Origin of the sequence: Arsenicicoccus piscis, assembly GCF_022568835.1 — a bacterium.
In the GTDB taxonomy this organism is placed as follows: Bacteria; Actinomycetota; Actinomycetes; order Actinomycetales; family Dermatophilaceae; genus Arsenicicoccus; species Arsenicicoccus piscis.
Genome location: NZ_JAKZHV010000002.1, coordinates 431,877 through 457,052, shown reverse-complemented (window position 1 = coordinate 457,052; position 25,176 = coordinate 431,877). Strand labels below are relative to the sequence as shown.

Here is a 25,176-nt window from a genome sequence, read left to right as displayed (position 1 = left end):
CCTTGTCCGCGCCGTCAATCCCTAGTCCTCGAGCGGGCAGGCGTGGTGATCGAAGTTGACGGTCACGCCTCCCGCGTCACGGTAGGCGCGGAGGGCGGCGCACCAGGTGTCGTCGCTCGCGTTGTCGTGGAGCCGGAGCCATTCCATGAGGTACCCGTGCTCGGTGACCGGGACGACCACGCGCCCGAAGTAGTCGAAGTCGTAGATGACCACGTCCTCGAAGACCGTCGTCCGGGATGGGGTGGCGGCACAGACCGGGCATTCCGTCCAGTGGGACTCCGACTCGTCGGGCCACCTGACGGTCACAACGGTGTGCGGCTGCTCGATCCCGCCTGTGACGGGCGGAACGATGGGATAGAGCGCGTACTCCGCTAGCGGGTCCTCCCAGTGCGCGCTGTCCGCGGGCGCGTCGTCGCGCTGATCATCGTCGCCGCCCGTGCTGTGGCGGTCACGCCTATCCTGGGCGGTCACCCGCGACCCCCACGCCGGCCGCGCCGCGTGGTGCGGGCTGCGTGCTCACGGAGAGTGAGCCACGCGTGCTGGGCACGCCAGACGGCGTTGTAGAGGTTCCACGGCGCGTCTGGGTATGGACGCCAGGACTGGCCGACGCGGGCCGTCCACGCAGGGATACGGGCGCAACACGCGTGGGCGCACGTGGGCGCGGGGCAGGGCAGATCGGGTGCGGGGTGGGGCACGACAGTCACCTCTCGGGTGTCAGGGGCGGCCCCGACCGGGGCTACCTTCGTCGCGCGTTCACGTCTCGCAACGTAGCCCGTCCTGAACGGGGGCGACAAGCCGCTGGCACGCATTCGCGTGACACGCGGGCCGCCCGCGCCCGGATCGGACCTGCCTCCGCGCGTCAGTCCGCCCGCTTTGTCCGGCCGTCAGAAAGAAGCGGGTGCCGTTGCTGAGCGTGGCCCGTTACGGTACTGGCCGGTGGCGCGAGCTGGCCGTGTCCCGGCGAGCGGAGCACTATGTCAGTGGTGCCCGTTACGGTCCTGAACCAAGTAGCACCACCAGGAAGGGCGGCGGACATGGCAATGAGCGCCAGCGAATACAACCGACGGATGAGGGAGGCGGCCCGGAGGGCTGAGCGCGAGCTGCAGCGGGAAGTCGACCGCGTGAACCGCGCCAACAAGAAGGCCGTGGACGACTACAACCGGAAGGCAGCCGAGCACAACCGGCGCGAGGCTGACCGGGTCAACAGGGAGAACAAGAAGGCAGTGGACGACTACAACAGGCGAGTCGCCCAGCACAACCGGGCGGCCGACCGGCACAACCAGAAGGTCGTGGACGAGATCAACCGCCGTCTCGCGACCGCCCCCGCGACCAGAACCGTCACCTACCAACCCGTCGAACGCGAACTGGTCGAACGCGTCCACGGCGCCATCGACTTTGACGACGGCCGCGAGTACGACGTGTTCCTCAGCTACGCCCGCATCGACGGGGAGGACACCGCCAAAGCACTCGCAACAGCCCTCGAAGCGCGAGGCGTGAACGTGTGGTTCGACACTGTCGCAATCCAGCCCGGAAAGTCACAGTCCCTGCAGATGGACGCCGGACTCCGAAAGGCCCGCGCCGGGATCGCCGTACTCACCGCTGCGTACGTGGCCGGCAGGTTCTGGACCCAACGCGAGCTCGGCGCACTCCTGAACAAGCCCACCCTCATCCCCGTCCTGCACGGCGTCACGTTTGATGACGTGAAGGAGTACTCGGGCATCCTGCCCGACCTGGCAGGGTTCACCACCGACCAGGACGACATAGACACCATCGCGGACAAGATCGCCCCCGCCGTCGCCCGGCACGCCTCCCCGTGACAGGGCCACCAGCCCGCGTGTCCGTCCGGCCGCTCGTGTCCGGGTGGTGACCTGCTGGTGAGAACAGGAACGACAACAGGATGAGAACTTGCAGCTGAGTCAGCCAGCCCTGACGTGCCAACGTCCAGCGCCCCGTCCCTCGATCGAGGGGCGGGGCGCTGTGGTTGGCGGGGGAGGAGGGGACTACGACGCCGACTGCGAGCCGGACTCCGGTACGTCGTCAGCGATGATGATCTCGACCTCGGCGGTGCTGAACTGATCCAGGACCTGCGGGTCCGCCGACGAGTCCGTCACCAGGGTCCACCGGGCCGGCATCTGGGCCCACGCGTGGAAGGCGGCGCGGCCGACCTTCTCGCCGTGGGCCAGCACGTAGACCTGGTCGGCGCGCGACATCATCAGCTCCTTCAGCCGGGTCTGCTGCAGGTCGGCCTCGCAGATGCCGCGGCCAGGGACGACTCCGTCGGTGCCCATGAAGGCGCGGTCGCAGCTGACCCTGGTGAGGGCGATCTCGGCGAGTGGGCCGATGAAGGCCTGCGACATCGGCCGCAACCGGCCGCCCAGCGCGAGGACCTCGACGCCGGGGGAGTCGAGCAGCAGCTCTACGGCTGTCATGCCCGCGCTGACGACGGTGAGGTCCTCGTGCTCCTGGAGCTGGCCGGCCAGCGCACCGGTCGTCGACCCGGCGTCGAGCAGGATCACCTCACCGGGGACGATCTGCTGGCGGCACCAGGTGGCGATGGCCCGCTTGGCGGCGTAGGCCTCGCCCATGCGCTGGCGCAGCGAGGCCTCGGGGTGCGCGTTGAGGCCCATCGCGCCGCCGTAGGTCCGGGCGATCCGTCCTTGCCCGGTGAGCTTGGCGAGGTCGCGGCGGATGGTGGATGCGGTGACGCCGAAGCGCTCAGAGAGCTGCTCGACGCTCGCGAGACCCGACGTGGAGGCGAGGTGCACGATCTCCGCCCGGCGCAGGCGCGCCTTGCTCCCACGGGCGCGGGCCTCGTCCCGAGTCTGCTCCTTCGTCACACCGCGACCCTAGCCCAGCGCACCTGCCGCAGGGGCTGACACCTCGTCCTTCGGGCTGGGGGCCATCTCGCAGGCCAGGCGCAGGGCCTCGATCATCGAACCCTCGTCCACCACACCGGTGCCCGCGATGTCGAAGGCGGTGCCGTGGTCGACCGAGGTGCGGATGACGGGCAGCCCGACAGTGATGTTGACGCCCGCCTCGAGGCCGAGCACCTTGACGGGCCCGTGCCCCTGGTCGTGGTACATCGCGACGACCAGGTCGTAGTCACCTCGCCCGCCGAGGAAGAACAGGGTGTCGGCCGGCAGCGCGCCGTCGACGTTGATGCCAGCAGCTCGACACACCTCCACGGCGGGGTTGATCTTCTCCTCCTCCTCGCCGTACCCGAAGAGGCCGTTCTCGCCGGCGTGCGGGTTGATGCCGCACACCCCGATCCGTGGCTTCGGGACCCCGGCTGCCACGAGAGCGTCGTGACCGCGCCGGATCACCCGCTCCACCAGCTGGGGCTCGATCTTGCGCACCGCGTCGATGAGACCGATGTGCGTGGTGACGTGGATGACCTTGATCCGAGGCGTCGACAGCATCATCGACACCTCGGGCGTCTTGGTGAGATCGGCCAGCAGCTCGGTGTGCCCCGGGTACTTGTGTCCGCCGAGGTGGAGGGCGGCTTTGTTGAGCGGCGCCGTGCAGATCGCCTGCACCCGTCCGGCCACCGCCAGCTCGGCCGCCTTGGCGATGTAGTGGTAGGCGGCGTCACCGGCGACCGCCGAGAGCTCGCCCCACGCCAGGTCGTCCGGGAGGAGATCGAGGTCGAGGACGGAGATCGTGGCCGGGTCCGCCACCGCGTCCTCGGGCTCGGCCACCGGCACCAGCGACAGCGTCGAGCCGACGATCTCGGCCGCCTGCTGCAGGCGGCGCAGGTCGCCGATGACGACGTAGCGGCCCCGCTCGTGGACGACGGGGTCGGCCATGGCCTTGACGATCACTTCCGGGCCGACGCCGGCGCCGTCACCCATCGTGATGGCGATCAGCGGCAGGTTCTCAGACATGGGACTCCTTCGAGGGACGGACTGCGTCGAGGACCTCGACGAGGTTGGTGAGCGACCCGAAGCTGCCGGGTCGGGTGATGACGATGCGCCCCGTATCGGGGTCGACCGACACTGCGGTCCCGTGGCCGATCTGGCCGACCGGCTCCAACGTGGTGACGCCGATGAGGTCGAGGACCCGGCGAGCGGTCTCGCCGCCGGACAGGAACAGCGCGTCGGCCTCAGCGGCCGCCATCTGCACGGCGGAGGCGAGGGCGCGGGCGATGAGAGGCGACTGGCTCGGGATCACCTCGGCGGCAGGGTCGAGCTGGACGACCGTCACGCCCACGGCGGGGTCGATGGGAGCACGATCACCGTGCAGCGCGGCGGTCCGTAGGAGCTCGGTGGGGTCGAGATGGATGATGCGGTCCGCGCGTGGGCGCAGCTGCTCGATCTGGGCCCGTGCCGCTCTCGAGGAGGACCCGATGACGTAGAGAAGAGAGCTCGCTTGAGGGAGCGGATGCTGTTGTGCCGGTGCCTGATTCGGTAGAACGCTGTCACCCACCGCAGCGACCAGAGCGGCGGATCCGACGAGCAGGGGCTGCTCGTCCACCGAGAGAGCGATCGTCGCCAGGCGTCTGAGGTCGTCGCCGGAGGCGGCATCGCCGATCGCGACCGCACCGCTCTGCCAGGCGGTGCGCAGACGTCCAGCCGCATCCGCTGCGTGGGGATCCACGACGACGCACTCGTGCTCGAACAGGTCGGCGACCGACGCGGGGGGTGTGGTGGACTCGCCCGACCACAGGTCGGTCTCGCCGAGCCTGAGCTCGCCGACGTAGGGGACCCCACCACGCACGGTGCGACCGAGCGCCGGCAAGCTGGGAGCGACGAGGATCGGCCGGTCGAGCAGCCGACCGACCGCTACCGCCTCGACAGCGAGGTTCCCGCGTAGGAGTGAGTCGCACTTCTTGACCAGGACTGGCACATCGCCCAGGGCCTCGGCAGCCTCGCGAACCGCGGCGGCGGCGGCGGGCCTCAGGCCGCGACTGTCGGTGTCGACGCACACGACCTCGGTGGCGGGGCCGTGCGAGGCTCCGGCGCCCAACCGGATCTGAGTGCGTGTTTCGCGCATTCCGAGCGCCGCGACGGACTCGCTGGCGCCACTGAGGTCGTCGGCCATGATGCCGAGCACGGTCGTCATTCCTCCGCCCCCCCTACGCCTGAAGTGTTGTGCAAGAAGGTTGCTGGGGTAAGTACACGGCCCGTGCGGGCGCCCTGTCAAGGGTGCATCGCTCGCAAGGGGCCGATCCGTGATTCATAGGTTGCGCATCAGGTCTTGCGCGAATCGCGCAGTGCATGTCAGGCTGGCCGACGAGCGACGCCGACGTCGCACCTTCCGCTCATCGAGGAGCCGACATGGCACATGAAGTCTCCGGCGACCGCACCTCCGTCCGGGCCGCCACCCCCTCGCGTCGAACCATCCTCCAGCTGGCCGGCTTCCTCGGCGCCGGGGCCTTCGGCGGACCCCTGCTGTCCGCCTGTGCGGGTCCGACGGGACAGTCCAGCGCAGTCACCGGGGGAGGAGAGGGCGGTTCGCTCTCCATCGTCCTCAACCGAAACCTGGTGAGCCTGGACAACAAGCTGAACCAGTACGACGCTGCTGTCACCGTGCAACGCGCCGTCCGCGAGGCGCTGACGAGGATCGGCGACGACCTCACACCGCAGCTGGTGCTGGCCGAGTCGTTCGAGGCCACGTCGCCGACGGTGTGGACCGTCAAGCTGCGCAACGACATCCACTACAGCGACAACTCCAAGGTCACGGTGGAGGATGTCGAGACGGCGCTCAAGTACTACTTCCAGGTGAAGGCCGGGTACGTCGCGTCGCAGTTCCCCGAGCAGCCGGCGTTCGCCAAGATCGACGACCGTACGTTCACGTTGACGACCAAGAAGCCGGTCGTGTCGTTGATGAGCCTGATGTCCAACATCCTCATCACGCCGGCCAAGGCCAACAAGCCCGAGGAGCTGCAGGGTGGCATCGGGAGCGGGCCGTTCGTGATCGCGAAGTCGGACTCGGGCACCGGCAGCTACACGCTGACGCGCAACGACAACTACTGGGGCGAGCTCGCCCACCTGCAGCAGGTCAACGTCTCTTACCAGGAGGAAGAGGGTGGCCGCGTCGTCGCCCTCACGTCCGGTCAGGCCGACGTCATCGACACGATCACGCCGGAGTCCGCGGCCAAGCTCAAGACCGACCCCAAGGTCGATGTCATCGAGACGCCAGGCACCCGACTGATCCACCTGTTCTACAACTTCCGGGAGCCGGCCGGGCACCCCCTGTCCAAGGTCGAGGTGCGCGAGGCGCTCTCGCACGCGATCGACCACGCCTCGCTCATCAAGGCCCTGATGAACAACCAGGTGTCCTCCGCGGAGGGCGTCGTGCCCAAGACGCTGTCTGGGTTCTACAAGACGGGGGACTACGTCTACGACCCGGCCAAGGCCAAGGCGATGCTCGCGGCCGCGGGTGCGACCGGTCTCAAGCTCCGCGTGATCTGGGAGGACGCGGAGTTCTCCGGCGCCTCCCAGGTGCTCGAGGCGGTGGCCCAGATGCTGAACGCAGTGGGAGTCTCGTTGGAGCTCAAGATGATTCCCAAGGGCGGCGAGATCAATGCGTGGCGTCGGGGTGAGTCGGGCGACTGGGACGTCCTCGCCAACGGCTACGGGAACCAGACGGGTCTGGCGATCACCAACCTCGTCGCGCAGTACGCCGGGACCGCCGAGAAGGAGAAGACGCGGGACACCTACCACGGGTTCGTCGTGCCGCAGATCACCGACCTGCTCGACCGGGCCTCGCAGGAGGTCGACGAGGCCAAGCAGACCGCTCTCCTCGACGAGGCGCAAAAGCTGATCTGGGCGCAGTGGCCGGCGATGTGGGCGTGGACTCCCAACAACGTGCTCGCCAAGCGCAAGCGGGTCCGCGGGCTACGGCTGCGTCCCACGAACGCGTATGACCTGCGGGCCATCTCGGTGGTCGGGTCCTGACACGGTCAGCTACGTCCTCAAGCGTCTCGGCCAGACCGTCCTCACCGCGTTCCTCACGATCCTGACCGTCTTCGTGCTGCTGCGACTCGCGCCCGGTGACCCTGCCTACAACTACGCACCACCGAACCCGTCGACCGAGCAGCTGGAGGCCATCCGCAAGCAGTTCGGCTTGGATCAGCCTCTGCTGCAACAGTTCTGGACGTTCCTGAGCAACCTCTTCCACGGTGACGTCGGGACCTCGTTCCAGTTCAAGCAGCCAGCGCTGCAGGTGGTCATGGACCGCCTGCCCTACACCATCACCCTGGCGATCGCCGCGATCGTCGTGACCACGATCATCGCGGTCCCGCTCGGCGTCTGGATGGCCCGGCGCAACAACACCGCGCCGGAGCTCGGAGCAAACATCGCGACGATCGCCGGGCAGTCGATGCCGGACTTCTGGATCGGCTTCGTCCTGCTCATCATCTTCGCCGTGAACCTGTCGTGGTTCCAGCCCTCCGGCTTCGCCACGTGGGGCGAGCTGGTGCTGCCGACGGCGACGATCGCGATCCTGCAGATCGCGTTGATCTCTCGGCTGGTCCGCCGCGAGATGGTGGCCAACCTCGCGGCGCCGTACATCACGGTGGCCAGATCGCGAGGCGTGCCGGAGCGCGACCTCACCTGGAAGTACGCCTTCGCGAACTCGGCCATCCCGGTCGTCACGGCCCTCGGCACCCGGTTCGCGGCGATGCTCAACGGCGTGGTCATCGTCGAGGTCGTCTTCAAGTGGCCCGGAGTCGGGGCGCTCGTCGTCGACGCCCTGCAGCGGCGGGACTTCCCGCTCATCCAGGCCACCGTCCTGGTCACCGTCATCCTGGCGCTCGTGGTCCAGCTCGCTGTCGACCTGGTCTACCCCATCCTCGACCCGCGGGTCCGTCTCGGAGAGGCAAGCTCATGACGACCGCCACCGCCCAGTCCACCGACATCCCTGGGACCGTGGTCACGCCCGCCCGGCTGCGCAGGTCGGCTGCCGCGCGCCGGCACCGCTACAGCCGCATCAAGATGTGGCTCGGGGCCGTCTGCGCCGGGGTCGTGATCATCCCCGTCCTGCTCGCCCAGGTCCTCCCGCTCCAGGACCCGGTCAACGGTTCATTGGCTCAGGCGCTGCTGCCGCCGATGACCGACGGCCACCTGTTCGGCACCGACGCCAACGGGCGCGACCTGCTCTCCCGAGTCCTGCACGGAGGCCAGACGTCGCTGCTCATCGGCTGCCTCGCCGTCCTCGTCTCGGGCGCGATCGGCATCGTCGCGGGCTCGCTGGCGGGGTACTACGGCGGGTGGATCGACACCGTGGTCTCGCGTCTCCTCGAGGCGCAGATGTCGCTCCCGCTGCTGCTGATGCTGCTCCTGGTCGTCGCCCTGTTCGGGCCATCGATTCTCGTGATCACGCTGGTGATCGCGATCGCGCAGTGGCCCGAGCCGGCCCGCATCACCCGATCCCTGGTGCTCGTCGAGCGAGAGAAGCCCTACGTCGCCGCAGCCCGGGTGCTGGGGTTGCACCGACTCACGATCATCGGGCGCCTCATCATCCCGAACATCCTGCAGCAGGCGCTCGTCGTCGTCTTCCTGCTCCTCGCGCAGGCGGTCCTGCTGGAGAGCGCCCTGTCGTTCCTGGGCGCCGGCGTGCAGCGCCCCTACCCGACCTGGGGCGGGATCATCTCCGACGGCCGACAGCTCTTCATCACCGGGCAGTGGTGGCTCGTCACCATCCCCGGTCTGGTCATCGCGCTCCTCGTCATCGGCGTCAACCTCTTCGGTGACGGCCTGCGTGACCGGGTGCGCCGAACGAAGGCGGCATCATGAATCTGTTGAAGGTCAACGACCTTCGGGTCGATCTGATGACGACCGGCGGCATCGTCGAAGCGGTGCGGGGCGTCAGCTTCCACATCGATCGCGGTGAGACGGTCACGATCATCGGTGAGTCCGGGTCGGGCAAGTCGACCACGGCGATGGCCATCCTGCGGCTGCTGCCCGACGACCTCGCCGTGCGGGCGGGCGAGGCTCAGATCGCCGGCCAAGACGTCCTCGGCCCGCGGACCGTGATCAACAAGCTGCGCGGGCGCGAGGTGGCTCTCATCCCGCAGGACCCGATGACCGCGCTGAACCCGGTCTTCACGATCGGGCGCCAGATGGTCGAGGCGATCCGGATCAAGGACCGCAAGCTCGGTCGCGCTGCTGCCCAGAAGCGGGCGATCGAGCTGATGGACGCCGTGCACATCCGCAATCCCGAGCAGCAGCTCAAGGCGTACCCCCACCAGCTGTCCGGCGGAATGCTCCAACGTGTCCTCATCGCGATGGCCGTGTCGACCGATGCAGACCTGATCGTCGCGGACGAGCCGACCCTGGCGCTGGACGTGACGGTGCAAGCGGGCATCCTCGACCTCCTGCTCGAGATGCAGGAGAGGCGGGGCGTCGGCATCCTGCTCATCACTCACGACCTCGGGGTCGCGCGACTGATGAGCGACCGGGTCTACGTGATGAACCGCGGTGAGTTCGTCGAGGGTGGCGACGTCATCGAGATCGTCGAGCGGCCCGAACAGGCCTACACCCAGCGGCTGCTCGCCGCGATCCCCGAGCTCGGTCCTTGGGAGGACCCGGCCCTGACCGGAGGCGCAGCATGACCGCACACCAGCCCCTGCTCGAGGTCAAGGACCTCGTCATCGAGTACGGCCACGGCGAGCACGCCTTCCGTGCCGTGGACGGCGTCTCCTTCTCGGTAGACCGTGGCGAGACCCTCGCGGTGGTCGGCGAGTCCGGTTGCGGCAAGTCGACGATCGCCAAGGCACTCGTGCGTCTGCTCAAGCCGACGGCGGGGCAGATCCTGCTCGACGGGACCGACCTGGCACCGATGAGCCAGGGTCAGCTCAGGCCCTTGCGCAGCAAGATCCAGATGGTGTTCCAGGATCCCTACGGGTCGTTGGACCCGCACATGACGGCGCAGGAGATCGTGGCGGAGCCGGTGGCACTGCGGGGCACCCGGTCCAAGTCGGAGCAGCGCAAGGTCGCCGCGGCACTCATCGACCGGGTCGGCCTGCCCGCCACCGCGCTGGAGCGCAAACCGCCGGAGTTCTCCGGGGACAGCGGCAGCGCATCGGCATCGCGCGCGCCCTGGCCTCGAACCCCGAGCTGCTGGTGTGCGACGAGGCGACGAGCGCGCTGGACGTCTCGGTGCAGGCTCAGGTGCTCGAGCTGCTGTCCGAGCTGCAGGCGGAGACCGGCCTCACGTACGTCTTCATCACCCACAACCTCGGTGTCGTGCGGGCGATCTCCAAGCGCACGCTCGTCATGCGCAGTGGCAGGATCGTCGAGCAGGGCTACACCGAGGAGCTGCTCGCGCGACCGCGCGAGGAGTACACCAGACGGTTGCGTCGCTCGGCTCTGGAACCGTCGATGATGTCCGGGATCAAGCCCCGGGACCTCGTGCGCGCCATTGCCGCGTCGCGGACCGCAGAGAAGGAGAGCGTGTGAAGACCTTTGCGATCGAGGGCGTCTCGCGCCCGGTCTCTCAGCTCGTGCTGGGGACGATGACCTTCGGTGACACGGTCGATCGGGACACGGCGCAGGCCATGCTGGAGGCCGCTGTCGACGCAGGCATCACCCATGTCGACACGGCCAACGGATATGCCCAGACCCGGACGGAGACCCTGCTCGGCGAGCTGCTGCCACCCGTCGCCGATCGCGTCACCGTGGCGACCAAAGCGGGCATCTATGACGGTGACGCACAAGGGAATCCGCTCCTGTCACGCGCCGGTCTGCGGCTGTCGCTCGAGGCGTCCCTGAAGCGTCTGAAGGTCGACCACGTCGACCTGTACTACCTGCACCAGCCGGACCGTGCCACGCCTCCCGAGGAGACGGTCGCCGCACTGGCCGAGCTGATCCGGGAGGGCTCGATCGGTGCCTTCGGGGTGTCGAACTACGCGGCGTGGCAGGTCGGGGATCTCCAACGGCTCGCGGCCGACGAAGGCATCCCCGGTCCCGTCGTCGGCCAGCAGCTCTACAACCTCGTCGCCCGCCGGATCGAGGACGAGTACGTCGAGTTCGCTGCCGTGCACGACGTCCCCACGATCGTCTACAACCCGCTCGGCGGTGGCTTGCTCACCGGCAGGCACCGCTTCGACGACGACCCGGGGGAGGGCCGGTTCGGCACCTCGGTGCTCAGCCAGATGTATCGCGACCGCTACTGGAACGAAGACATCTTCACCGCGATCCGCTCGTTCACCGAGATCGCCGATGAGGCTGGTATCCCGTTGGCGGAGATGGCGTTTCGCTGGTTGCTCAGCAAGGACGCCGTGTCTGCGGTGCTCCTCGGTGGCTCCAAGGTCGACCAGCTGCGCAGCAATGTCGCGGCCGCCGAGGCGGGTCCGCTTCCGGCCGATGTCCTGTCCGCCTGCGACGAGGCCGGCGCCGGCCTCGCCGGATCGATGCCGAGGTACAACCGATGACCGACCCCACCGCCGCCGACTTCACCCGACGACTCGCTGCCCGTGAACGCATCCTGGGCTACTGGGTCGTCATGGACTCACCGACGAGCACCGAGCGACTGGCCCGAGTGGGCTATGACTACGTGTGCCTGGACGCCCAGCACGGGATGCTCTCCTACGACGGGCTGCTGCGCGGGCTGACCGCCACCGATGTGCGGGGCTCCACCGCCGTGGGGCTCGTCCGGGTCGGGGCCAACGACCCGTTCCACATCGGTCAGGCCCTCGACGCCGGCGCCGCCGGTGTCATCGTGCCACTCGTCAACACCGCAGACGACGCACGGGCTGCGGTCGCGGCAGCGACCTACCCGCCCCATGGCGTACGTTCGTACGGACCCATGCGCTCGATGCTGCGGATCGGGCCGGTTCCGGCCGAGTCGAACGCCGCGGTCTCCGTGCTCGCGATGATCGAGACGCCCCAGGGCCTCGCCAACGTCGAGGAGATCTGCGCGGTCCCCGGACTGACCGGGATCTACGTCGGGCCGTCCGACCTGCGTCTGGCCGTCGGCGGTGCCTCGCCGGCGGACACCTCGGTGGACGACGTGTTCGAGCAGGCTGCCGCGCGGGTCTGTGCCGCAGCCGAGGCGGCCGGTGTCGCGGCCGGCTTCCACACGCCCAACGGTGAGACGGCGGCCCGCCGGCTGGCCGAGGGCTTCACGTTCGCCACGGTCGCCTCCGACCTGGTCCACCTCGAGCAGGCTGCCGCCAGCCAGCTGAGCAGCGCGCGGGGCACGGCGTGACCACCCCGACAGCTCCGGCCCCGGCGCCTGGCGTCGCCACCACCGAGCGTGGACGAGCGCTGGCGCCCCTCGGCGACGCGCTCGTCGAGCAGCGTCTGCTGCCCACCACCACGGTGCAGACCCATGCCGCCAACCTCGCCGTCCTGCCCGGCGGTGACCTGGCATGCGTGTGGTTCGGCGGCACCCAGGAGGGGGTCAGCGACATCAGCGTCTATCTGTCCCGGCGGGGATCGGACGGGACCTGGAGCGAGCCCGTGCAGCTCAGTGACGACGGGACCCGGTCGGAGCAGAACCCGATCCTGTTCTCGGCCGGCGGGCAGGTGGTCTGGTTGCTCTACACGGCCCAGCTCGCCGGCAACCAGGACACCGCGGTGGTGCGCCGCCGTGTGTCGACGGACGGCGGGGACACGTGGGCAGACCTAGATGTGCTCCTGGACGTCACCGACGACGGAGGCGTCTTCGTGCGTCAGCCACCGGTCCGGCTCGCCTCGGGCCGCCTCGTGCTGCCCGTCTTCAACTGCGTGACGGTGCCGGGGGAGCGGTGGGTCGGCAACGTCGACACGTCCAGCGTCTACCTGTCCGACGACGACGGTGCCAGCTGGCGTGAGGTGCCGGTGCCCGATTCTCTCGGCTGCGTTCACATGAATGTCGTGCTGCGCCAAGACAACTCGCTGTGGGCCTGTTTCCGTAGCCGGTGGGCCGACCAGGTCTACGAGACTGAGTCGATCGACGACGGGCAGACCTGGTCCGCGCCGCGGCCGACGGCTCTGCCGAACAACAACTCGTCGGTCCAGGCGGTCGCCACCGGGCACGGGTCGATGGCGATGGTCCTCAACTGGGCCAGCCGGGAGGATGCGACCGACCGGCGGGCGAGCCTCTACGACGAGATCGACGACGAGGGGGTCGCCGAGACCGACGGCCCGGTCCTGGCCGAGCCGAGTCCCGATCAGGACGGGCGCACCGCCTTCTGGGGCGCCCCGCGCGCACCCATGGCGCTGGCGCTCTCCGTCGACGACGGCCACACCTGGCCCGACGTTCGGCTCGTGGAGGACGGGGATGGCTACTGCCTGACGAACAACTCTCGGGACCGACTCAATCGTGAGCTGAGCTATCCCAGCATCGTGACCGGGCCGGACGGTGACCTCCATCTCGCCTACACCTGGTGGCGGCAAGGCATCGAGTACGTCCGGGTGCGACCGAGCCTGCTGCCGTCCGTCCAGGGCGCCTGATGGATCGACCGGTGCTGGTGACCGGTGCGAGCTCGGGCATCGGTGCCGCCGTCGTCGAGCGGCTGGTCGATGACGGCCGCGAGGTCGTTGCCGTCTCCCGGCGACGCCCCACGGCTCTTGGGGTGGACCCGGACCGGGTGTGCTGGATCGGGGCAGACCTGGCCGACGCGGGCTCCCTCGAAGACCTCGTCGCTGCTGTCCTTGCCGAGGGTCGCGGACTCGACGGGATCGTGCACGCGGCCGGCCTGCAGCACGCGGCCCGGCTCGGAGCGGGCGCCGGTGCGGGCCTGGAGCAGATGTGGCGGGTCCACGTGGCCGCGGCCATGGAGCTGGTCGACGGCCTGACCGATCAGATCTCGGACGGCGGTCGGATCGTGCTGCTGGGTAGCCGCACGCAGGTCGGGGTCGCCGGCAAGAGCGGCTACGCGGCCACGAAGGCTGCGCTCCCTGCCCTGGCCCGGTCGTGGGCCGCAGAGCTCGCGCCCCGCGCCATCACGGTCAACGTCGTGGCCCCGGGCCCCACCCGGACCCCGATGCTCGACGACCCCGCCCGCGCGGCTGTGCCCGTGCAGCCGCCACCGCTCGGGCGGCTCATCGAGCCGGCGGAGGTCGCTGCCCTGGTCGGCTATCTCTTCCGGGCGGAGGCGGCGATGATCACAGGCCAGACGCTGACCATCTGCGGCGGCGCCTCGCTCTGAGGGACGCGCGCCCGGGCGCACCCGCACGCGCGCGTCCCTCAGCTCTCGAGCGCGGGCTACGCGGGACCGAACGAGGGGTCGTGCGTGCCGACCTTGCGGGCCGCGGCGAGGTGACCGCCGAGGAAGCCCCCCGCTCCGACGGCGCTCAGGGCACCCAGGCCGAGCGCGGCGCCGAGCCGGTGGTGACCGCCTCGACGCGCGACGAAGGACGCGACCTGGAGCCCGATCCCGAGGGCGTTGGCGCCGGCGTGGACGACCGCGACGCGACGTGAGCGGGTGTCCGTCTCGGCGTACTCGGCCCATCCCGACAGGGCGGCGGGGACGGCTGCGAGCAGGCCCACGCCGGTGAGCAGCTGGGCATCGTCGCGCGAGCTGTCGTCCCCCGCGACGTCGAGCAGCGAGGCGCTCATCCAGGTGCCGATCGGCACCTCGACGAGCAGCGGGTGCAGGGCGTGGCCGAGCCAGGCGCCCTGGAGCAGCTTGCGGACCGCGTCGTCGCTGACCACCAGCCCCGAGACTCGGTTGCCGACGTCGACGAGTGGGTCGAGCGCGCCGGCCTGCTCGATCGCGTGGACGGGCTCGGCGAGCGGGGTCCGAGGGCGGGTGTGAGAGTCGGTCGTCATGGTGGGCTCCTGTGCGTGGTGGCGGGGTCAGCCGCGTCGGTGGCGCGACCGCAGCTCGGGCAGAACCTCCTTGCCGTAGGCCGTGATCATCTCGGCGTAGCGAGGCCCCATGTTGGCGACGTACACATCGTCGAAGCCGGCGTCCACGAACGGCGTGAACGCGTCGACGTGGTCTTGGACCCGGTCGCCGAAGGTCGCCGACTCGGCGAACTTCTCGCGGGTCACGAGCTCGGCGGCCTGCTCGAAGTGTGCGGGGCTCGGAAGCACCTGGCTCAGCTCGCCGGGCACCCCAGCGTTGGGCCAGATGCGGAAGGCGTCGTCGATGGCCTGATCCTTGTCCGGACCCCAACCCACCTTGAAGCCGGCCTGCGTCGGGGCGTCGGGCCCCTTGGCCGCCCGGAAGGTCTCGACCTTGTCGGCGTCCGGCATGACCGAGATGAATCCGTCCGCCACCCGGCACGCCAGGTCGAGGGCCTTGGGCCCGAACGCGGACATGTAGATCTCGGGGGGCGTCTGCGGCAGCGAGTAGATCCGGGCGGTGTCCACGCGGTAGTGCTTCCCCTCGTGCGAGACGACCTCGCCGGTCCAGAGGCGACGGATCACGTCGATCGCCTCCTCGAGCATCTCCAGTCGAAGGTCGGCGTGCGGCCAGGCGTCGCCGAGGATGTGCTCGTTGAGCGCCTCGCCCGAACCCACCCCGAGGGTGAACCGTCCCGGTCCGAGCAGCTCGGCGCTGGTCGCTGCGGCCTGGGCGATGATCGCCGGGTGGATCCGGACGGTGGGGCAGGTGACGGCCGTCGTGATGGGCAGGTCGCACACCTGGCTGATGGCGCCGATCGCCGACCAGACGAAGGCCGACTCGCCCTGGGCGTCGGTCCAGGGGTGGAAGTGGTCACTGATCCACAGCGCGTCGAAGCCGGCCGCACCGGCCAGCCGGGCCTGATCGACGATCTGGGCGGGGGAGTACTCCTCGCAGGAGAGGAAGTAGCCGATGCGCTTCACTGGGTGCCTTCCCGTCGCGGTGCCTGCCGTCCTCACAGCATGGGGGCTGCCGCGCGCGACCCGCAGGGCTGGAATCGCTTCACGCCGCCGATCGAGGTCCTAGCCTGGGGTGCGTGACGGACTTCCCGGGCATCCCGCGCGCGGCGCTCGACTTCTACGCCGAGCTGGAGCAGCACAACAGCCGTGACTGGTGGCAGGCGCACAAGCGTGACTACGAGGCGCTCGTCCGTGAGCCGATGGAGGCGCTGATCGCGGCGCTCGAGCCGGAGTTCGGGCCTGCCCACGTCTTCAGGCCCAACCGCGACGTCCGGTTCGCGGCGGACAAGGCGCCCTACAAGACGCATCAGGGCGCCTACTGCGCGGCGGGTGGTCCGGCCTACTACGTCCAGGTGGACGCGGACGGGCTGGCCGCCGGCGGGGGGATCTACCGGATGGCGAAGGACCAGCTGGCGCGGTATCGACGCGCGGTCGACGAGGACCTGCCGGGCGAGCAGCTGGACGGAATCCTCGACCGGCTGGACGAGGCGGGCTACGACATCGGTGGGGATCAGCTCGCCACCAAGCCGAGGGGGTTCACGACGGACCATCCTCGCCTGGATCTATTGCGGCACAAGGCGATCCACGTCCGGCGGGACTTCGGTGATCCCGACTGGCTGGCGACCCCAGCGGCCCTGGACGAGGTGCGCGAGTGCTGGGAGGGGCTACGGCCGCTCGCGCAGTGGCTGGCCCAGCACGTCGGCCAGACCGACGAGGAGCGCCGCTAGTCCGGCAAGGGGGTGCGACGAGGACGGTGGCAGTCTGCACGTCAGATGTGACCAGCAGGCTGCCGCTGTGTCGGGTGCGAGGTGCGGGCTGGGTCAGCGCAGCGGGACGAACCGGTAGAACCCGTGCTCGGTCGTGTCAACGCCGTCCGCCGAGCGGGCGATCCGTAGCATCACTCCGGCCACCGGGACGACCATGACACCCCCCTCGGCCAGCTGATCGACGAGGGGGTGGGGGACGCGACGAGCCATGGCGGACACCAGGATCCGGTCGAAGGGGCCGTCCTCGGGCGCACCGAGCACGACGGGGTTGGCGAGTCGGATGGTGGCCCAAGGGAACTCGCCGCGCGCCAGGTTGTCGCGGCCGAACTCCATGACCTGCTCATCGATCTCGAGCCCGAGCACCGACCCCTGCGGCCCGGTCATGTGCGCGAGCATGGCGGTCGTCCAGCCTGAGCCCGAGCCGATGTCGAGGACGTGCTGGCCTGGCGCGACGCCGAGCAGGCCCAGCATGTCGGCCACCGTGGACGGCTGCGAGCAGGTCGAGCCGGCGAGGGTCGGCAGCGCCTGGTCCATGCCGGACCGGCGGTGCTCACCCTCCGGCAGGTAGTGGTCGCGGGGGCAGGCGGCGAACGCCGCCCTGACGGAGTCGTCCATGTCCCCATTGAGCGCCGTGATCCGGTTGCGGGCAACCCGGGCGTCAGCCCAGGGCGGTCTGACTCGGGGTTGTCTGACGCGGGGTTTTCTGACGCGCGGTCGTCTGGCCCAGGGCCATGTGGACCAGGTCAAGGAGGCGCTGCAGCTCCAGCCCCCGCTCGGCGTCCGCCACTACCGGGCTGCCGGTGCGGATCGCCGCGACCAGCTCGGTGAGCGCCGTGGCGAAGCAGGTGGCCTCGTCGACGTCGGCGGCGTCGAAGGCGAGCTTCGTGGTCTCGCCGAACGCCAGCACCCGGTGGTCGCTGCGCCCGCCGGTGTGCCCGCTCATGGTCAGCTGGCTCACGGCGCCCTCGCGGTGGTGCGCGGTGACGGCGAGCGTGTGCCCGGGGCTCGTCGCCGCCGTCACCGACTCGATCGGCCCGGCCACCTGTTCTACGAGATCCAGCAGGTGCGGCCCGAGATCGAGCAGCACACCTTCCCGCAGCCGCCACGGAGTCGCCATCGGGCCGCCCAGGAAGGCGCCGTGCAGGAAGGTCGCCACGACGCCGTCCACCCGGTCCGGGGGCAGCTCACGGCGGGCGGTCTCGAGGAAGGCGCGAGTCACCGGGTGGAACCGGCGCGTCAGCATCACCTGGGTCACCACTCCGCTCTCCCGGCAAGCCGCCGCGAGAGCCTCGGCCTCGGAAAGTGTTGCGGCGATGGGCTTCTCGAGCATCAGCGCCTTGCCGGCGCGGGCGGCCTCGATCGCCAGCGCAGGCTGCACGTCGGGTGGCACACAGAGGTCCACGGCGTCCACATCGTCGAGGAGCTCCGCCACCGAGGCGTAGACCGTGCCGCCGGCTGCGGCGACCACCTCGGCCGCGGCTTCGGGCCGGCGCGCCCAGACGCCCGCCAGCTCGACGTCCGGGTGACGGGCGATGTGGCCTGCGTGCACCGTGGCCCACGGCCCGGCGCCGACCACCCCGATGCGCACGGGAGTCAGAGCCGAAGGGTTGGGGGTGTCGTCGTCCGGCATAGGGCCTCCTGGGGGTGACGGGCGTGCTCGGGGGCTGGGGATGTTGGGGCGCGCCTCTCATGGTGCTTGGTGCGCCTCTCATCATGGCCGAGCCAGACCCTTGTCAGCGCGGGGAGGAGGGGGCAACTGTGAACGGCACCACATGTAAGCGCTTACATCACCACCGCACCATCACCACCGCACCATCACGGCACCGCCACCCGCACCGCACCACCACCGCACCGCCACCACGAGGACGTGATATGGCCGGCACGAGCAGCACCGCTGACGCGACGATCTACTCCGTCGCCGAGCGCGCGGGCGTGTCCATCGCGACGGTGAGCCGCGCGCTGCAGGGGTCGGCCAAGGTGAGCGCCGCCACGCGGGACCGGGTCCGGCGCGCCGCGGATGACCTGCGCTACGTCCCTACCGCCGCCGCGCGCAGCCTGGTGGTCCGCCGCCAGGAGGCCTACGGCCTGGTGCTGCCCCACCTCAGCGGTCCGTACTACGCCGACCTCATGATGGGGTTCGAGCAGGCCGCGTCCGAGACGGGGCACAGCTCGGTCGTCCTGATCGCGGAGCCCAAGAGCGACGTCAAGTCGGCGGTGCGCCAGCTCGCTGGTCGGGTCGACGGGCTCGCCTTCCTCGCCCGCAGCAGCGTCCCCAAGACGCTGATCCAGCGCATCGCCGGGACCCGCCCGGTGGTCGTGGTCGCGCAGGGGAAGGTGCGCGGGGCCGACAGCGTCACCGCCGAGTCTCGTTCGTCCGCAACGGCCCTCACCACCCATCTCGTCGAGCACGGCCGTCGCCGGCTGGTGTTCGTCGGCGACCCCCGCCCGAGCCATGACGTGGGGGAGCGGCACCGCGGCTTCCTCGCGGGGCTGGCAGCGAACGGCCTGCGGCCCGCGCTGGACCCGCTCCGGGTCGAGCTGCGCGAGCCCTTGGGCGTCGCCGCTGCCGAGCAGCTCCTGCCGCACCTGGACCGCATCGACGGGATCGTCTGTGCCAACGACGAGCTCGCCGTCGCCCTGATGAAACACCTTCAGCGTGAGGGTGTCCGGGTGCCCGACGACGTCGCGGTCGTCGGGTGGGACAACGTCATGACCGCGCGCTACATCAGCCCCGGTCTCACCACCGTCCGTCCGCCGGTCACCGAGCTGGGCCGCCTCGCCGCCGACCGCTTGCGCCGCCGACTCGAGGGCGAGCCCCCCGGCGCCTTCGTGGTGCTGCCCACCGAGCTGGTGGTGCGGCAGTCGTGCGGCTGCGACCCGCCATCCCCGCTGGGCGTGGTGGGGCCGAGCCGGCACCCCCACCGCTGACGCCGACGCGCGCCACCACGCCGACACGCACCGCCACCACCCGACACGCACCGCCACCACCCGACACGCACCACCACCACCCGACACGCACCACCACCACCCGACACGCACCACCACCACCCGACACGCACCACCACCCGACACCCACCACAACGACCACACGACGCAAGACCCATCACCCTCCCTGACCCGGGCGGGACCCCTGCAAGGAAATGCCATGAAGCGCACCCACCGCAGCTCGGCCACCGTGCTCATCGCCCTCTCGCTTGCCACCGCATCGGTCGCCGCGTGCGGCCGCGCCGAGACCGGCTCGTCCCCGTCCGGTGCGCCGGCCACTGGATCCTCGCTCGCCGCGGGGAAGGCCACCGGCAACCTCACGGTCTGGGCGATGGGCACCAAGGGGGAGCTGCTCGGCCAGCTGGCCAAGAAGTTCGAGGCCGACAACCCGGGCACCAAGATCACCGTCGCCGCCATCCCGTGGGACTCGGCGCACGACAAGTTCACCAGCGCGATCAACGCCAACAAGACCCCCGACCTGGCGATGGTCGGCACCACCTGGATGGGCGAGTTCGCCGGCATGGACGCGCTCGACGCGACGCCGGGGTCCATCGACAAGAGCGCGTTCTTCAGCGGCGCCCAGATGACCACGAGGTCGGCGGCACGTCCTACGGCATCCCGTGGTACGTCGAGACAAGGCCGGCCCGCTGAACTGGACCGTGTCGATGTCGATGTACAGCTACCAGCAGTTCGGTTTCGGCAACTACGGGCTGGCCTCCGCGATGAGCTACACGATCTTCGCCGTGATCGCGGTGGTCACCTTCCTGCAGTTCCGCCTCATGCGCGACAAGATCTAGTAGGAGATCCCGTGCTGGACAAACGATCTGGCTCTCGCTGGTGGCTCTACGCCGCCCTCACCCTCGCCCTCGTGTTGGTGCTCGCGCCCTTCGTCTGGATGGTGCTCGGGTCGGTCAAGACTGACGCCGAGCTGATGCGGGTGGCCGACGTGGTGGCCCGACAAGGCCACCCTCGACAACTACACTCAGCTGTTCGCGCGGCTGAACTTCGGCAGGTACTTCACGAACTCGATCATCGTGGCCGTCACGGTCACGGCGGGCAACCTGGTCTTCTGCTCGATGCTCGGCTACGCCCTGGCGATGCTGGAGTTCCCCGGCAAGAAGATCCTCTTCGCGCTCGTCATGGGCATGCTGATGATCCCCGGCGTCGTGACCTTCGTGCCGCTCTACATCCTGGTCGCCAACGTGGGGCTGGTGGACACCCTGCCCGGGCTGATCCTGCCGTTCCTCGTGACCCCGTTCGGCGTCTTCCTGATGCGCCAGTTCATCAGCGACCTGCCGCGCGACCTGCTGGATGCGGGGCGCGTGGACGGCGCCGGCGAGCTGCGCATCTTCTGGCGGATCATCCTGCCGCTGTGCGGTCCCGCCCTCGCGACCCTGGGGATCCTGACGTTCCTCGGCTCGTGGAACTCGTTCCTGTGGCCGCTCGTCGTCGCCACCACCGAGCAGCGCTACACGCTCTCCGTGGCCCTGGCGCTCTACTCCGTCGGGCAGAACCAGACCAACTACGGTCTGCTGCTCGCCGGGGCGACTCTCGTCGTGCTGCCGATCCTCGCGGTGTTCCTCGTCTTCCAGCGACGGTTCATCGAGGGCATCGCCACCACCGGCATCAAGTAGACCGTCCCGCAGTCCCCCGTGCACGACCCTCGATGGAGAGGAATCACCATGTTCCCCAAGGATGTTCAGCTGTCCCGTCGCGCCCTCATGGGAGCCGGTGTGGGAGGCGCGGCCCTCGGGCTGATCGCCCCGTCCGCCAGCGCGGCTCCCGCCTCGACGACGGTCGTCCCGGGGGCAGGCGGTCGTAGACCGCGGCTCGACCCCCTGCTCGGACGCTGGGCCCGCGACACCTGGCGCTCGATGACCGCCATGGCCCACCCGAGGACCAGCCTGGTCGCCGACAACATCGACGGCACCCTGACCACCCGCTCCGGCCACACCTCGCCGACGAACATCGGCGGCTACCGGTGGTGCACGATCGTCGCCCGCGACCTGGGCCTCATCAACCCGGGGGAGTGCCGCAGGCGGATCGCCGCCGCGCTCGCGACGCTGTCGCGGATGAGCGTGCACCCCGCCAGCGGAATGTACGTCAACTGGTACGACGAGGCGACCGGTGCGGTGCTGCGGACCTGGCCGGAGAACGGCGACCGGGTCTACCCGTTCTACTCCAGCATCGACAACGCCTGGCTCGGTGCGGCCCTCTGGCTGGTCGCGCAGGCCGACCCCAGCAACCGCAAGACCGCGCGTCGGCTGTTCGACCGGATGCGGTGGGACATGTTCTACGACGCCAAGGCCTCGCGACCCGGGGGGCTGATGCACGGTGGCTTCTACGACGAGCCGGTGCCGCCGGAGAAGTCGGTCTTCACCGGCAACCACATCGGTGTCGGACCGGACGTCTGGTACACGAACCACCACTACGACACCGCGGTGAGCGAGACACGGATCACGACCTACCTCGGGATCATGACCGGGCAGGTGCCCGTGCAGGCGTACTACGCCACCTGGCGCACCTTCCCGGAGTCGGACGACTGGTCGTGGCCGGAGATGAAGCCCGTGGGCGTGCACCGCACCTACTTCGGCATCGACGTCTTCGAGGGCGCCTACACCTACCGCGGCACGCGCATCGTGCCCGGTTGGGGCGGTTCGATGTTCGAGGATCTCATGCCGGATCTCTTTGTGCCGGAGGAGGACTGGGCGCCGCGGTCGTGGGGCGTCAACCACCCGCTGCACGTCCGTGCGCAGCGTGGGCACGGGATGGTCGAAGCCGGTTACGGCTACTGGGGATTCAGCCCGGCGAGCAACCCTGCCGGCGGCTACCGCGAGTACGGCGTCGACGCGCTCGGGATGAAGCCCGACGGCTACTTCTCGGACCAGGAGAACACGGACTACGACATCGGCTTCGGGACCGTGCGCCCGGCCACCAACCCGCACCCCACCTTCGGCGACGGCGTCGTCACGCCGCACGCCGCCTTCCTCGCGATGATGCACGAGCGGGCCGCGGCGACCGAGAACCTCGTGCGCATCGAGCGCAACCTGCACGCCTACGGCCCAGGCGGGTTCTACGACGCGGTCGCGACCCGATCCGGCAGGATCGCTCGGCGCTACCTGTCGCTCGACCAGGCGATGATCCTCGGCGCGATCGGCAACGTGGCGGGCGATGGGATCGTCCGGCGCTACTTCGCCACGAGCGAGGTAGAGCGTGCCCTGCGTCCCGTGATCGGCATCGAGACCTTCTCGGCGGGAGTCTGACGACGATGGCGGCCACCACCTTGACCGCGCCGGACGGCACGGCGTTCCGCGACCTCAACCACAACGGCACGATGGAGCCCTTCGAGGACCCTCGCCTCAGCACCGCCGAACGGGTCGCCGACCTGGTCCCTCGGCTCAGCCTGGAGGAGAAGGCCGGGCTGATGTTCCACACGGTCATCGAGGCGGGCGCCGACGGCGCACCCCTGAAGGGGCCCGGCGCGATCAGCAAGACCGGGTCGCGCGAGGTCATCGTCGACAAGCTCGTCAACCACTTCAACGTGCACGCTCTCCCGGAGCCTCGGCTCGCCGCGCGGTGGCACAACGCGATCCAGGACCTGGCGGCGCAGGCGCCGCACTCGATCCCGGTGACCATCTCGACCGACCCGCGGCACGGCTACATCGACAACGCCGGCGTCTCGTTCAGCGCCGGTCACCTGTCACAGTGGCCCGAGCCGATCGGGCTGGCCGCCCTCGACGACCCCGAGCTGGTGCGCCAGTTCGCCGAGGTGGCCAACGAGGAGTACCGCGCTCTCGGCATCCGGGCCGCCCTGCACCCGACCGTCGACCTCTGCACCGAGCCGCGCTGGGCGCGCCAGGCCGGCACCTTCGGCGCTGACCCCGACCGGGTCGCGGCGCTGACCGCGGCCTACCTGGACGGGCTGCAGGGCGGCCAGGTCGGACCACGATCGGTGGCGTGCGTGACCAAGCACTTCCCGGGCGGCGGGCCGAGGCGGCGCAGGTCCTGACCGGGACCTACGGCACCTCGGACGAGGCGTTGATCGCCGCCCTCACCGGCGAGATCGTCCCGCAGGGGCGACTGCCCTTCGAGCTGCCGTCGTCGATGGAGGCGGTGCGCCGGTCCCGTGAGGACGTCGCCAACGACACGGCCGACCCGACCTTCGCCTGCCGACACGGGCTGGACTTCCCGGGGGCGCCGGCGTCCTAGGTCGTCGATCGGGTTCGAGCGCCAGGGTGAGTCAGGCCGGGTCGACGGGTGCGACCCGCAGCAGGTTCCCATCGGGGTCCCTCGCCACGAAGGTGCGCCCGAAGACGTCGTCGTGCGGCGGTTGGAGGATCTCGATCCCGAGCTGCTGCCAGTGCCGGAACTGGGCGTCGATCTCACCGGGCCCGCCCGGCAGGTTGAGGCACACCTCACTGGTGCGGACCGCGTCCGGGGCGACGGCCGACGCGTGCCCGGACCACAGCGCCAGGCCGACCCCCGGGGCGACCTCGAACTCCACGAACCGTGGGCTGGTGAAGCGCGGCTCGATCTCGAACGCCGTCGAGTAGAACGCTGTCGACTCCGTGACGTCCGTGACGTACACGATGAACAGGTTGGGCGCGGACATGTGAGCTCTCCTTCGCTGGTGCCATCGGGGAGACCAGGACAGCAGCGATAGACGACAGTCTGTGTCATGTTTTTTGAGATCATGGCGAGATGAAGGCGTCGCGGCTGCTGTCGATCGTGCTGCTGCTCCAGGCGCACGAACGGATGACCACTCGGCAGCTGGCGGCGCGGTTCGAGGTGTCGCAGCGCACCATCTTGCGCGACGTCGACGCGCTGTCCGCCGCCGGTGTCCCGGTGCATGCCGAGCGCGGCCGCAACGGGGCCATCGTCCTGGACCGGCGCGCGCGCCTGGACCTGTCCCGCCTCGAGCCGGCAGAGCTGCAGCTGCTGGCTGCCCTCGGCCTCGACACCGGACGCCTGGAGCAGGTCGGGCTGGGAGACGTCGGGGCACGCGCTCGGGACAAGCTCGACGCCGCCGCGCGCCGAGTGCCCGCTCCGACCCAGCTGGCCGAGGTGCTGCTGATCGACCCGCTCGGCTGGTTCACCGACTCCCCGGGGTCAGATCTGGCCGACCTGCTCACCGCCGCACGGGACCGACGACGCCTCACCATCCGCTATCGCCACAGCGGCCGACCGACGAGCCACAGCTACGTCGTCGACCCCTACGGCCTCGCCGGCAAGGGGAGCTCGTGGTATCTCGTCGGTGACGTCGAGGGGCGTCCCCGCATGTTCAACGCCAGTCGGATCGAGAGCTACGACGTGCTCGACGACACCGCGCGGTGGCGACCCGGCGAGACCCTGCAGAGCGTGTGGAGCGTTCTGCTGCAACAGTTCTCGACGGACGGCGCCAGGGTCGAGGTGCAGGCACGCCTGCGGGCCAGCCGGCTCGACCTCGCCCGTCGCATCCTGGGCACGCGACTCGTCAGGGCCAGCACGCCCCACCACGGGTGGGTCGTCATCACCGTGGCCTACCCGGAGGTGGAATCGGTGCGCCAGCTCCTGCAGTTCGGGGACCACATCCAGGTCCTGGACCCTCCCGAGGCCGTCCAGCGGATCCACGACCTGGCCACGGATCTGTCTCAGGCTCACCGACCAGCGGCGTCGATCTGCGCCGACGCGCAGCGGCCCTGAC

The 25,176-nt window shown here is 70.0% G+C and carries 25 protein-coding genes and 4 pseudogenes; 20 read left to right on the top strand and 9 right to left on the bottom strand.

Features of this window, described 5'->3' with window-relative positions:
- Positions 1-21 precede the first annotated feature (21 nt).
- On the bottom strand, positions 22-471 hold the full coding sequence (locus MM440_RS05090; protein WP_241443075.1) for a hypothetical protein: 450 nt from the start codon (positions 469-471) through the stop codon (positions 22-24).
- A 563-nt stretch (positions 472-1,034) separates the two neighbouring features.
- Here MM440_RS05090 and MM440_RS05085 point away from each other — a divergent pair.
- The gene (locus MM440_RS05085; RefSeq protein WP_241443074.1) at positions 1,035-1,817 is read left to right on the top strand and encodes a toll/interleukin-1 receptor domain-containing protein; all 783 of its coding nucleotides are present in this window, start codon (positions 1,035-1,037) and stop codon (positions 1,815-1,817) included.
- Between the two features lie 183 nt (positions 1,818-2,000).
- Here MM440_RS05085 and MM440_RS05080 read toward each other — a convergent pair whose 3' ends face one another.
- The 3 genes from MM440_RS05080 to MM440_RS05070 are packed head-to-tail and all read right to left on the bottom strand — an operon-like array spanning position 2,001 to position 5,061.
- Entirely contained in the window at positions 2,001-2,837 is an 837-nt protein-coding gene (locus tag MM440_RS05080; protein WP_241443072.1) for a DeoR/GlpR family DNA-binding transcription regulator, read from the bottom strand.
- Positions 2,838-2,846: 9 nt separating this feature from the next.
- Complete coding sequence (gene pdxA / locus MM440_RS05075) at positions 2,847-3,884, bottom strand: 4-hydroxythreonine-4-phosphate dehydrogenase PdxA (RefSeq protein ID WP_241443070.1); 1,038 nt, start codon at positions 3,882-3,884, stop codon at positions 2,847-2,849.
- Entirely contained in the window at positions 3,877-5,061 is a 1,185-nt protein-coding gene (locus MM440_RS05070; RefSeq protein ID WP_241443068.1) for a four-carbon acid sugar kinase family protein, read from the bottom strand. The genes pdxA and MM440_RS05070 overlap by 8 nt, the downstream gene beginning before the upstream one ends.
- A 215-nt stretch (positions 5,062-5,276) precedes the next feature.
- Between MM440_RS05070 and MM440_RS05065 the strand changes: the two genes are divergently transcribed.
- The 10 genes and pseudogenes from MM440_RS05065 to MM440_RS05025 all read left to right on the top strand — a co-directional run bounded on the left by MM440_RS05065 (position 5,277) and on the right by MM440_RS05025 (position 14,080).
- Positions 5,277-6,899, top strand: a complete 1,623-nt coding sequence (locus tag MM440_RS05065) for an ABC transporter substrate-binding protein (RefSeq protein ID WP_241443066.1) — start codon at positions 5,277-5,279, stop codon at positions 6,897-6,899.
- Positions 6,865-7,833, top strand: a complete 969-nt coding sequence (locus tag MM440_RS05060; protein WP_241443065.1) for an ABC transporter permease — start codon at positions 6,865-6,867, stop codon at positions 7,831-7,833. The genes MM440_RS05065 and MM440_RS05060 overlap by 35 nt, the downstream gene beginning before the upstream one ends.
- Complete coding sequence (locus tag MM440_RS05055) at positions 7,830-8,738, top strand: ABC transporter permease (protein WP_241443063.1); 909 nt, start codon at positions 7,830-7,832, stop codon at positions 8,736-8,738. The genes MM440_RS05060 and MM440_RS05055 overlap by 4 nt, the downstream gene beginning before the upstream one ends.
- A complete protein-coding gene (locus MM440_RS05050) occupies positions 8,735-9,556 on the top strand; it encodes an ABC transporter ATP-binding protein (RefSeq protein ID WP_241443061.1) in 822 nt (273 codons plus the stop codon). Before MM440_RS05055 ends, MM440_RS05050 begins: the two co-directional genes overlap by 4 nt.
- Positions 9,553-10,028 (top strand): annotated as a pseudogene (locus MM440_RS17265) (ATP-binding cassette domain-containing protein); the annotation flags it as partial. The gene MM440_RS05050 and the pseudogene MM440_RS17265, both read left to right, overlap by 4 nt.
- A 39-nt stretch (positions 10,029-10,067) precedes the next feature.
- On the top strand, positions 10,068-10,403 hold the full coding sequence (locus tag MM440_RS17260; protein WP_338155610.1) for an ABC transporter ATP-binding protein: 336 nt from the start codon (positions 10,068-10,070) through the stop codon (positions 10,401-10,403).
- Entirely contained in the window at positions 10,400-11,377 is a 978-nt protein-coding gene (locus MM440_RS05040) for an aldo/keto reductase (protein WP_241443060.1), read from the top strand. Before MM440_RS17260 ends, MM440_RS05040 begins: the two co-directional genes overlap by 4 nt.
- On the top strand, positions 11,374-12,153 hold the full coding sequence (locus MM440_RS05035; RefSeq protein ID WP_241443058.1) for an HpcH/HpaI aldolase family protein: 780 nt from the start codon (positions 11,374-11,376) through the stop codon (positions 12,151-12,153). The genes MM440_RS05040 and MM440_RS05035 overlap by 4 nt, the downstream gene beginning before the upstream one ends.
- On the top strand, positions 12,150-13,382 hold the full coding sequence (locus MM440_RS05030) for a sialidase family protein (protein WP_338155605.1): 1,233 nt from the start codon (positions 12,150-12,152) through the stop codon (positions 13,380-13,382). Before MM440_RS05035 ends, MM440_RS05030 begins: the two co-directional genes overlap by 4 nt.
- On the top strand, positions 13,382-14,080 hold the full coding sequence (locus MM440_RS05025; RefSeq protein ID WP_241443055.1) for an SDR family NAD(P)-dependent oxidoreductase: 699 nt from the start codon (positions 13,382-13,384) through the stop codon (positions 14,078-14,080). Before MM440_RS05030 ends, MM440_RS05025 begins: the two co-directional genes overlap by 1 nt.
- 56 nt (positions 14,081-14,136) lie before the next feature.
- Here MM440_RS05025 and MM440_RS05020 read toward each other — a convergent pair whose 3' ends face one another.
- Positions 14,137-14,703 carry a DUF2231 domain-containing protein gene (locus MM440_RS05020; protein ID WP_241443053.1) on the bottom strand — a complete coding sequence of 189 codons (567 nt, stop codon included), beginning with the start codon at positions 14,701-14,703 and terminating at the stop codon, positions 14,137-14,139.
- 27 nt (positions 14,704-14,730) lie between these two features.
- Positions 14,731-15,705 (bottom strand): TIGR03557 family F420-dependent LLM class oxidoreductase, encoded by a 975-nt coding sequence (locus tag MM440_RS05015; protein ID WP_241443051.1) that lies wholly within the window; start codon positions 15,703-15,705, stop codon positions 14,731-14,733.
- Positions 15,706-15,818: 113 nt separating this feature from the next.
- Between MM440_RS05015 and MM440_RS05010 the strand changes: the two genes are divergently transcribed.
- On the top strand, positions 15,819-16,469 hold the full coding sequence (locus MM440_RS05010; protein WP_241443049.1) for a DUF2461 domain-containing protein: 651 nt from the start codon (positions 15,819-15,821) through the stop codon (positions 16,467-16,469).
- A gap of 93 nt (positions 16,470-16,562) precedes the next feature.
- On the opposite strand, the gene MM440_RS05005 is transcribed toward MM440_RS05010, so the two are convergent.
- Positions 16,563-17,123, bottom strand: a complete 561-nt coding sequence (locus MM440_RS05005; RefSeq protein ID WP_241443047.1) for a protein-L-isoaspartate O-methyltransferase family protein — start codon at positions 17,121-17,123, stop codon at positions 16,563-16,565.
- A gap of 43 nt (positions 17,124-17,166) precedes the next feature.
- A complete protein-coding gene (locus MM440_RS05000) occupies positions 17,167-18,138 on the bottom strand; it encodes a Gfo/Idh/MocA family protein (RefSeq protein ID WP_241443045.1) in 972 nt (323 codons plus the stop codon).
- A gap of 242 nt (positions 18,139-18,380) precedes the next feature.
- On the opposite strand from MM440_RS05000, the gene MM440_RS04995 reads away from it, so the two are divergent.
- From MM440_RS04995 to MM440_RS04970, 7 genes and pseudogenes are all read left to right on the top strand, one after another.
- Complete coding sequence (locus MM440_RS04995) at positions 18,381-19,436, top strand: LacI family DNA-binding transcriptional regulator (RefSeq protein WP_241443044.1); 1,056 nt, start codon at positions 18,381-18,383, stop codon at positions 19,434-19,436.
- A 217-nt stretch (positions 19,437-19,653) separates the two neighbouring features.
- A pseudogene (locus MM440_RS17580) lies at positions 19,654-19,998 on the top strand (extracellular solute-binding protein); the annotation flags it as partial.
- A gap of 115 nt (positions 19,999-20,113) precedes the next feature.
- Positions 20,114-20,290, top strand: a complete 177-nt coding sequence (locus MM440_RS04990) for a hypothetical protein (RefSeq protein ID WP_241443042.1) — start codon at positions 20,114-20,116, stop codon at positions 20,288-20,290.
- Between the two features lie 14 nt (positions 20,291-20,304).
- Positions 20,305-21,127, top strand: a pseudogene (locus MM440_RS04985) (carbohydrate ABC transporter permease).
- A gap of 48 nt (positions 21,128-21,175) precedes the next feature.
- Positions 21,176-22,756 carry a glucoamylase family protein gene (locus MM440_RS04980; RefSeq protein WP_241443040.1) on the top strand — a complete coding sequence of 527 codons (1,581 nt, stop codon included), beginning with the start codon at positions 21,176-21,178 and terminating at the stop codon, positions 22,754-22,756.
- A 5-nt stretch (positions 22,757-22,761) separates the two neighbouring features.
- Positions 22,762-23,490 (top strand): annotated as a pseudogene (locus MM440_RS04975) (glycoside hydrolase family 3 N-terminal domain-containing protein); the annotation flags it as partial.
- Positions 23,451-23,702 carry a hypothetical protein gene (locus MM440_RS04970; RefSeq protein WP_241443038.1) on the top strand — a complete coding sequence of 84 codons (252 nt, stop codon included), beginning with the start codon at positions 23,451-23,453 and terminating at the stop codon, positions 23,700-23,702. The pseudogene MM440_RS04975 and the gene MM440_RS04970, both read left to right, overlap by 40 nt.
- Positions 23,703-23,733: 31 nt before the next feature.
- Here MM440_RS04970 and MM440_RS04965 read toward each other — a convergent pair whose 3' ends face one another.
- Complete coding sequence (locus MM440_RS04965) at positions 23,734-24,105, bottom strand: VOC family protein (RefSeq protein ID WP_241443036.1); 372 nt, start codon at positions 24,103-24,105, stop codon at positions 23,734-23,736.
- An 89-nt stretch (positions 24,106-24,194) separates the two neighbouring features.
- Here MM440_RS04965 and MM440_RS04960 point away from each other — a divergent pair, with 89 nt between their 5' ends.
- Positions 24,195-25,175: a helix-turn-helix transcriptional regulator gene (locus MM440_RS04960; RefSeq protein WP_241443026.1), complete on the top strand. Its 981-nt coding sequence runs from the start codon at positions 24,195-24,197 to the stop codon at positions 25,173-25,175.
- Position 25,176: the final 1 nt, after the last annotated feature.

What these genes read in the sequence shown, in the direction of transcription:
- MM440_RS05005 (WP_241443047.1), bottom strand. Translation starts at nt 17,123, where the DNA reads ATGGACGACTCCGTCAGGGCGGCGTTCGCCGCCTGCCCCCGCGACCAC.
- MM440_RS05035 (WP_241443058.1), top strand. Translation starts at nt 11,374, where the DNA reads ATGACCGACCCCACCGCCGCCGACTTCACCCGACGACTCGCTGCCCGT.
- pdxA (WP_241443070.1), bottom strand. Translation starts at nt 3,884, where the DNA reads ATGTCTGAGAACCTGCCGCTGATCGCCATCACGATGGGTGACGGCGCC.
- MM440_RS05055 (WP_241443063.1), top strand. Translation starts at nt 7,830, where the DNA reads ATGACGACCGCCACCGCCCAGTCCACCGACATCCCTGGGACCGTGGTC.
- MM440_RS04965 (WP_241443036.1), bottom strand. Translation starts at nt 24,105, where the DNA reads ATGTCCGCGCCCAACCTGTTCATCGTGTACGTCACGGACGTCACGGAG.
- MM440_RS05000 (WP_241443045.1), bottom strand. Translation starts at nt 18,138, where the DNA reads ATGCCGGACGACGACACCCCCAACCCTTCGGCTCTGACTCCCGTGCGC.
- MM440_RS05085 (WP_241443074.1), top strand. Translation starts at nt 1,035, where the DNA reads ATGGCAATGAGCGCCAGCGAATACAACCGACGGATGAGGGAGGCGGCC.
- MM440_RS05060 (WP_241443065.1), top strand. Translation starts at nt 6,865, where the DNA reads ATGACCTGCGGGCCATCTCGGTGGTCGGGTCCTGACACGGTCAGCTAC.
- MM440_RS05065 (WP_241443066.1), top strand. Translation starts at nt 5,277, where the DNA reads ATGGCACATGAAGTCTCCGGCGACCGCACCTCCGTCCGGGCCGCCACC.
- MM440_RS04960 (WP_241443026.1), top strand. Translation starts at nt 24,195, where the DNA reads ATGAAGGCGTCGCGGCTGCTGTCGATCGTGCTGCTGCTCCAGGCGCAC.
- MM440_RS05020 (WP_241443053.1), bottom strand. Translation starts at nt 14,703, where the DNA reads ATGACGACCGACTCTCACACCCGCCCTCGGACCCCGCTCGCCGAGCCC.
- MM440_RS04980 (WP_241443040.1), top strand. Translation starts at nt 21,176, where the DNA reads ATGTTCCCCAAGGATGTTCAGCTGTCCCGTCGCGCCCTCATGGGAGCC.
- MM440_RS04995 (WP_241443044.1), top strand. Translation starts at nt 18,381, where the DNA reads ATGGCCGGCACGAGCAGCACCGCTGACGCGACGATCTACTCCGTCGCC.
- MM440_RS05025 (WP_241443055.1), top strand. Translation starts at nt 13,382, where the DNA reads ATGGATCGACCGGTGCTGGTGACCGGTGCGAGCTCGGGCATCGGTGCC.
- MM440_RS05070 (WP_241443068.1), bottom strand. Translation starts at nt 5,061, where the DNA reads ATGACGACCGTGCTCGGCATCATGGCCGACGACCTCAGTGGCGCCAGC.
- MM440_RS05050 (WP_241443061.1), top strand. Translation starts at nt 8,735, where the DNA reads ATGAATCTGTTGAAGGTCAACGACCTTCGGGTCGATCTGATGACGACC.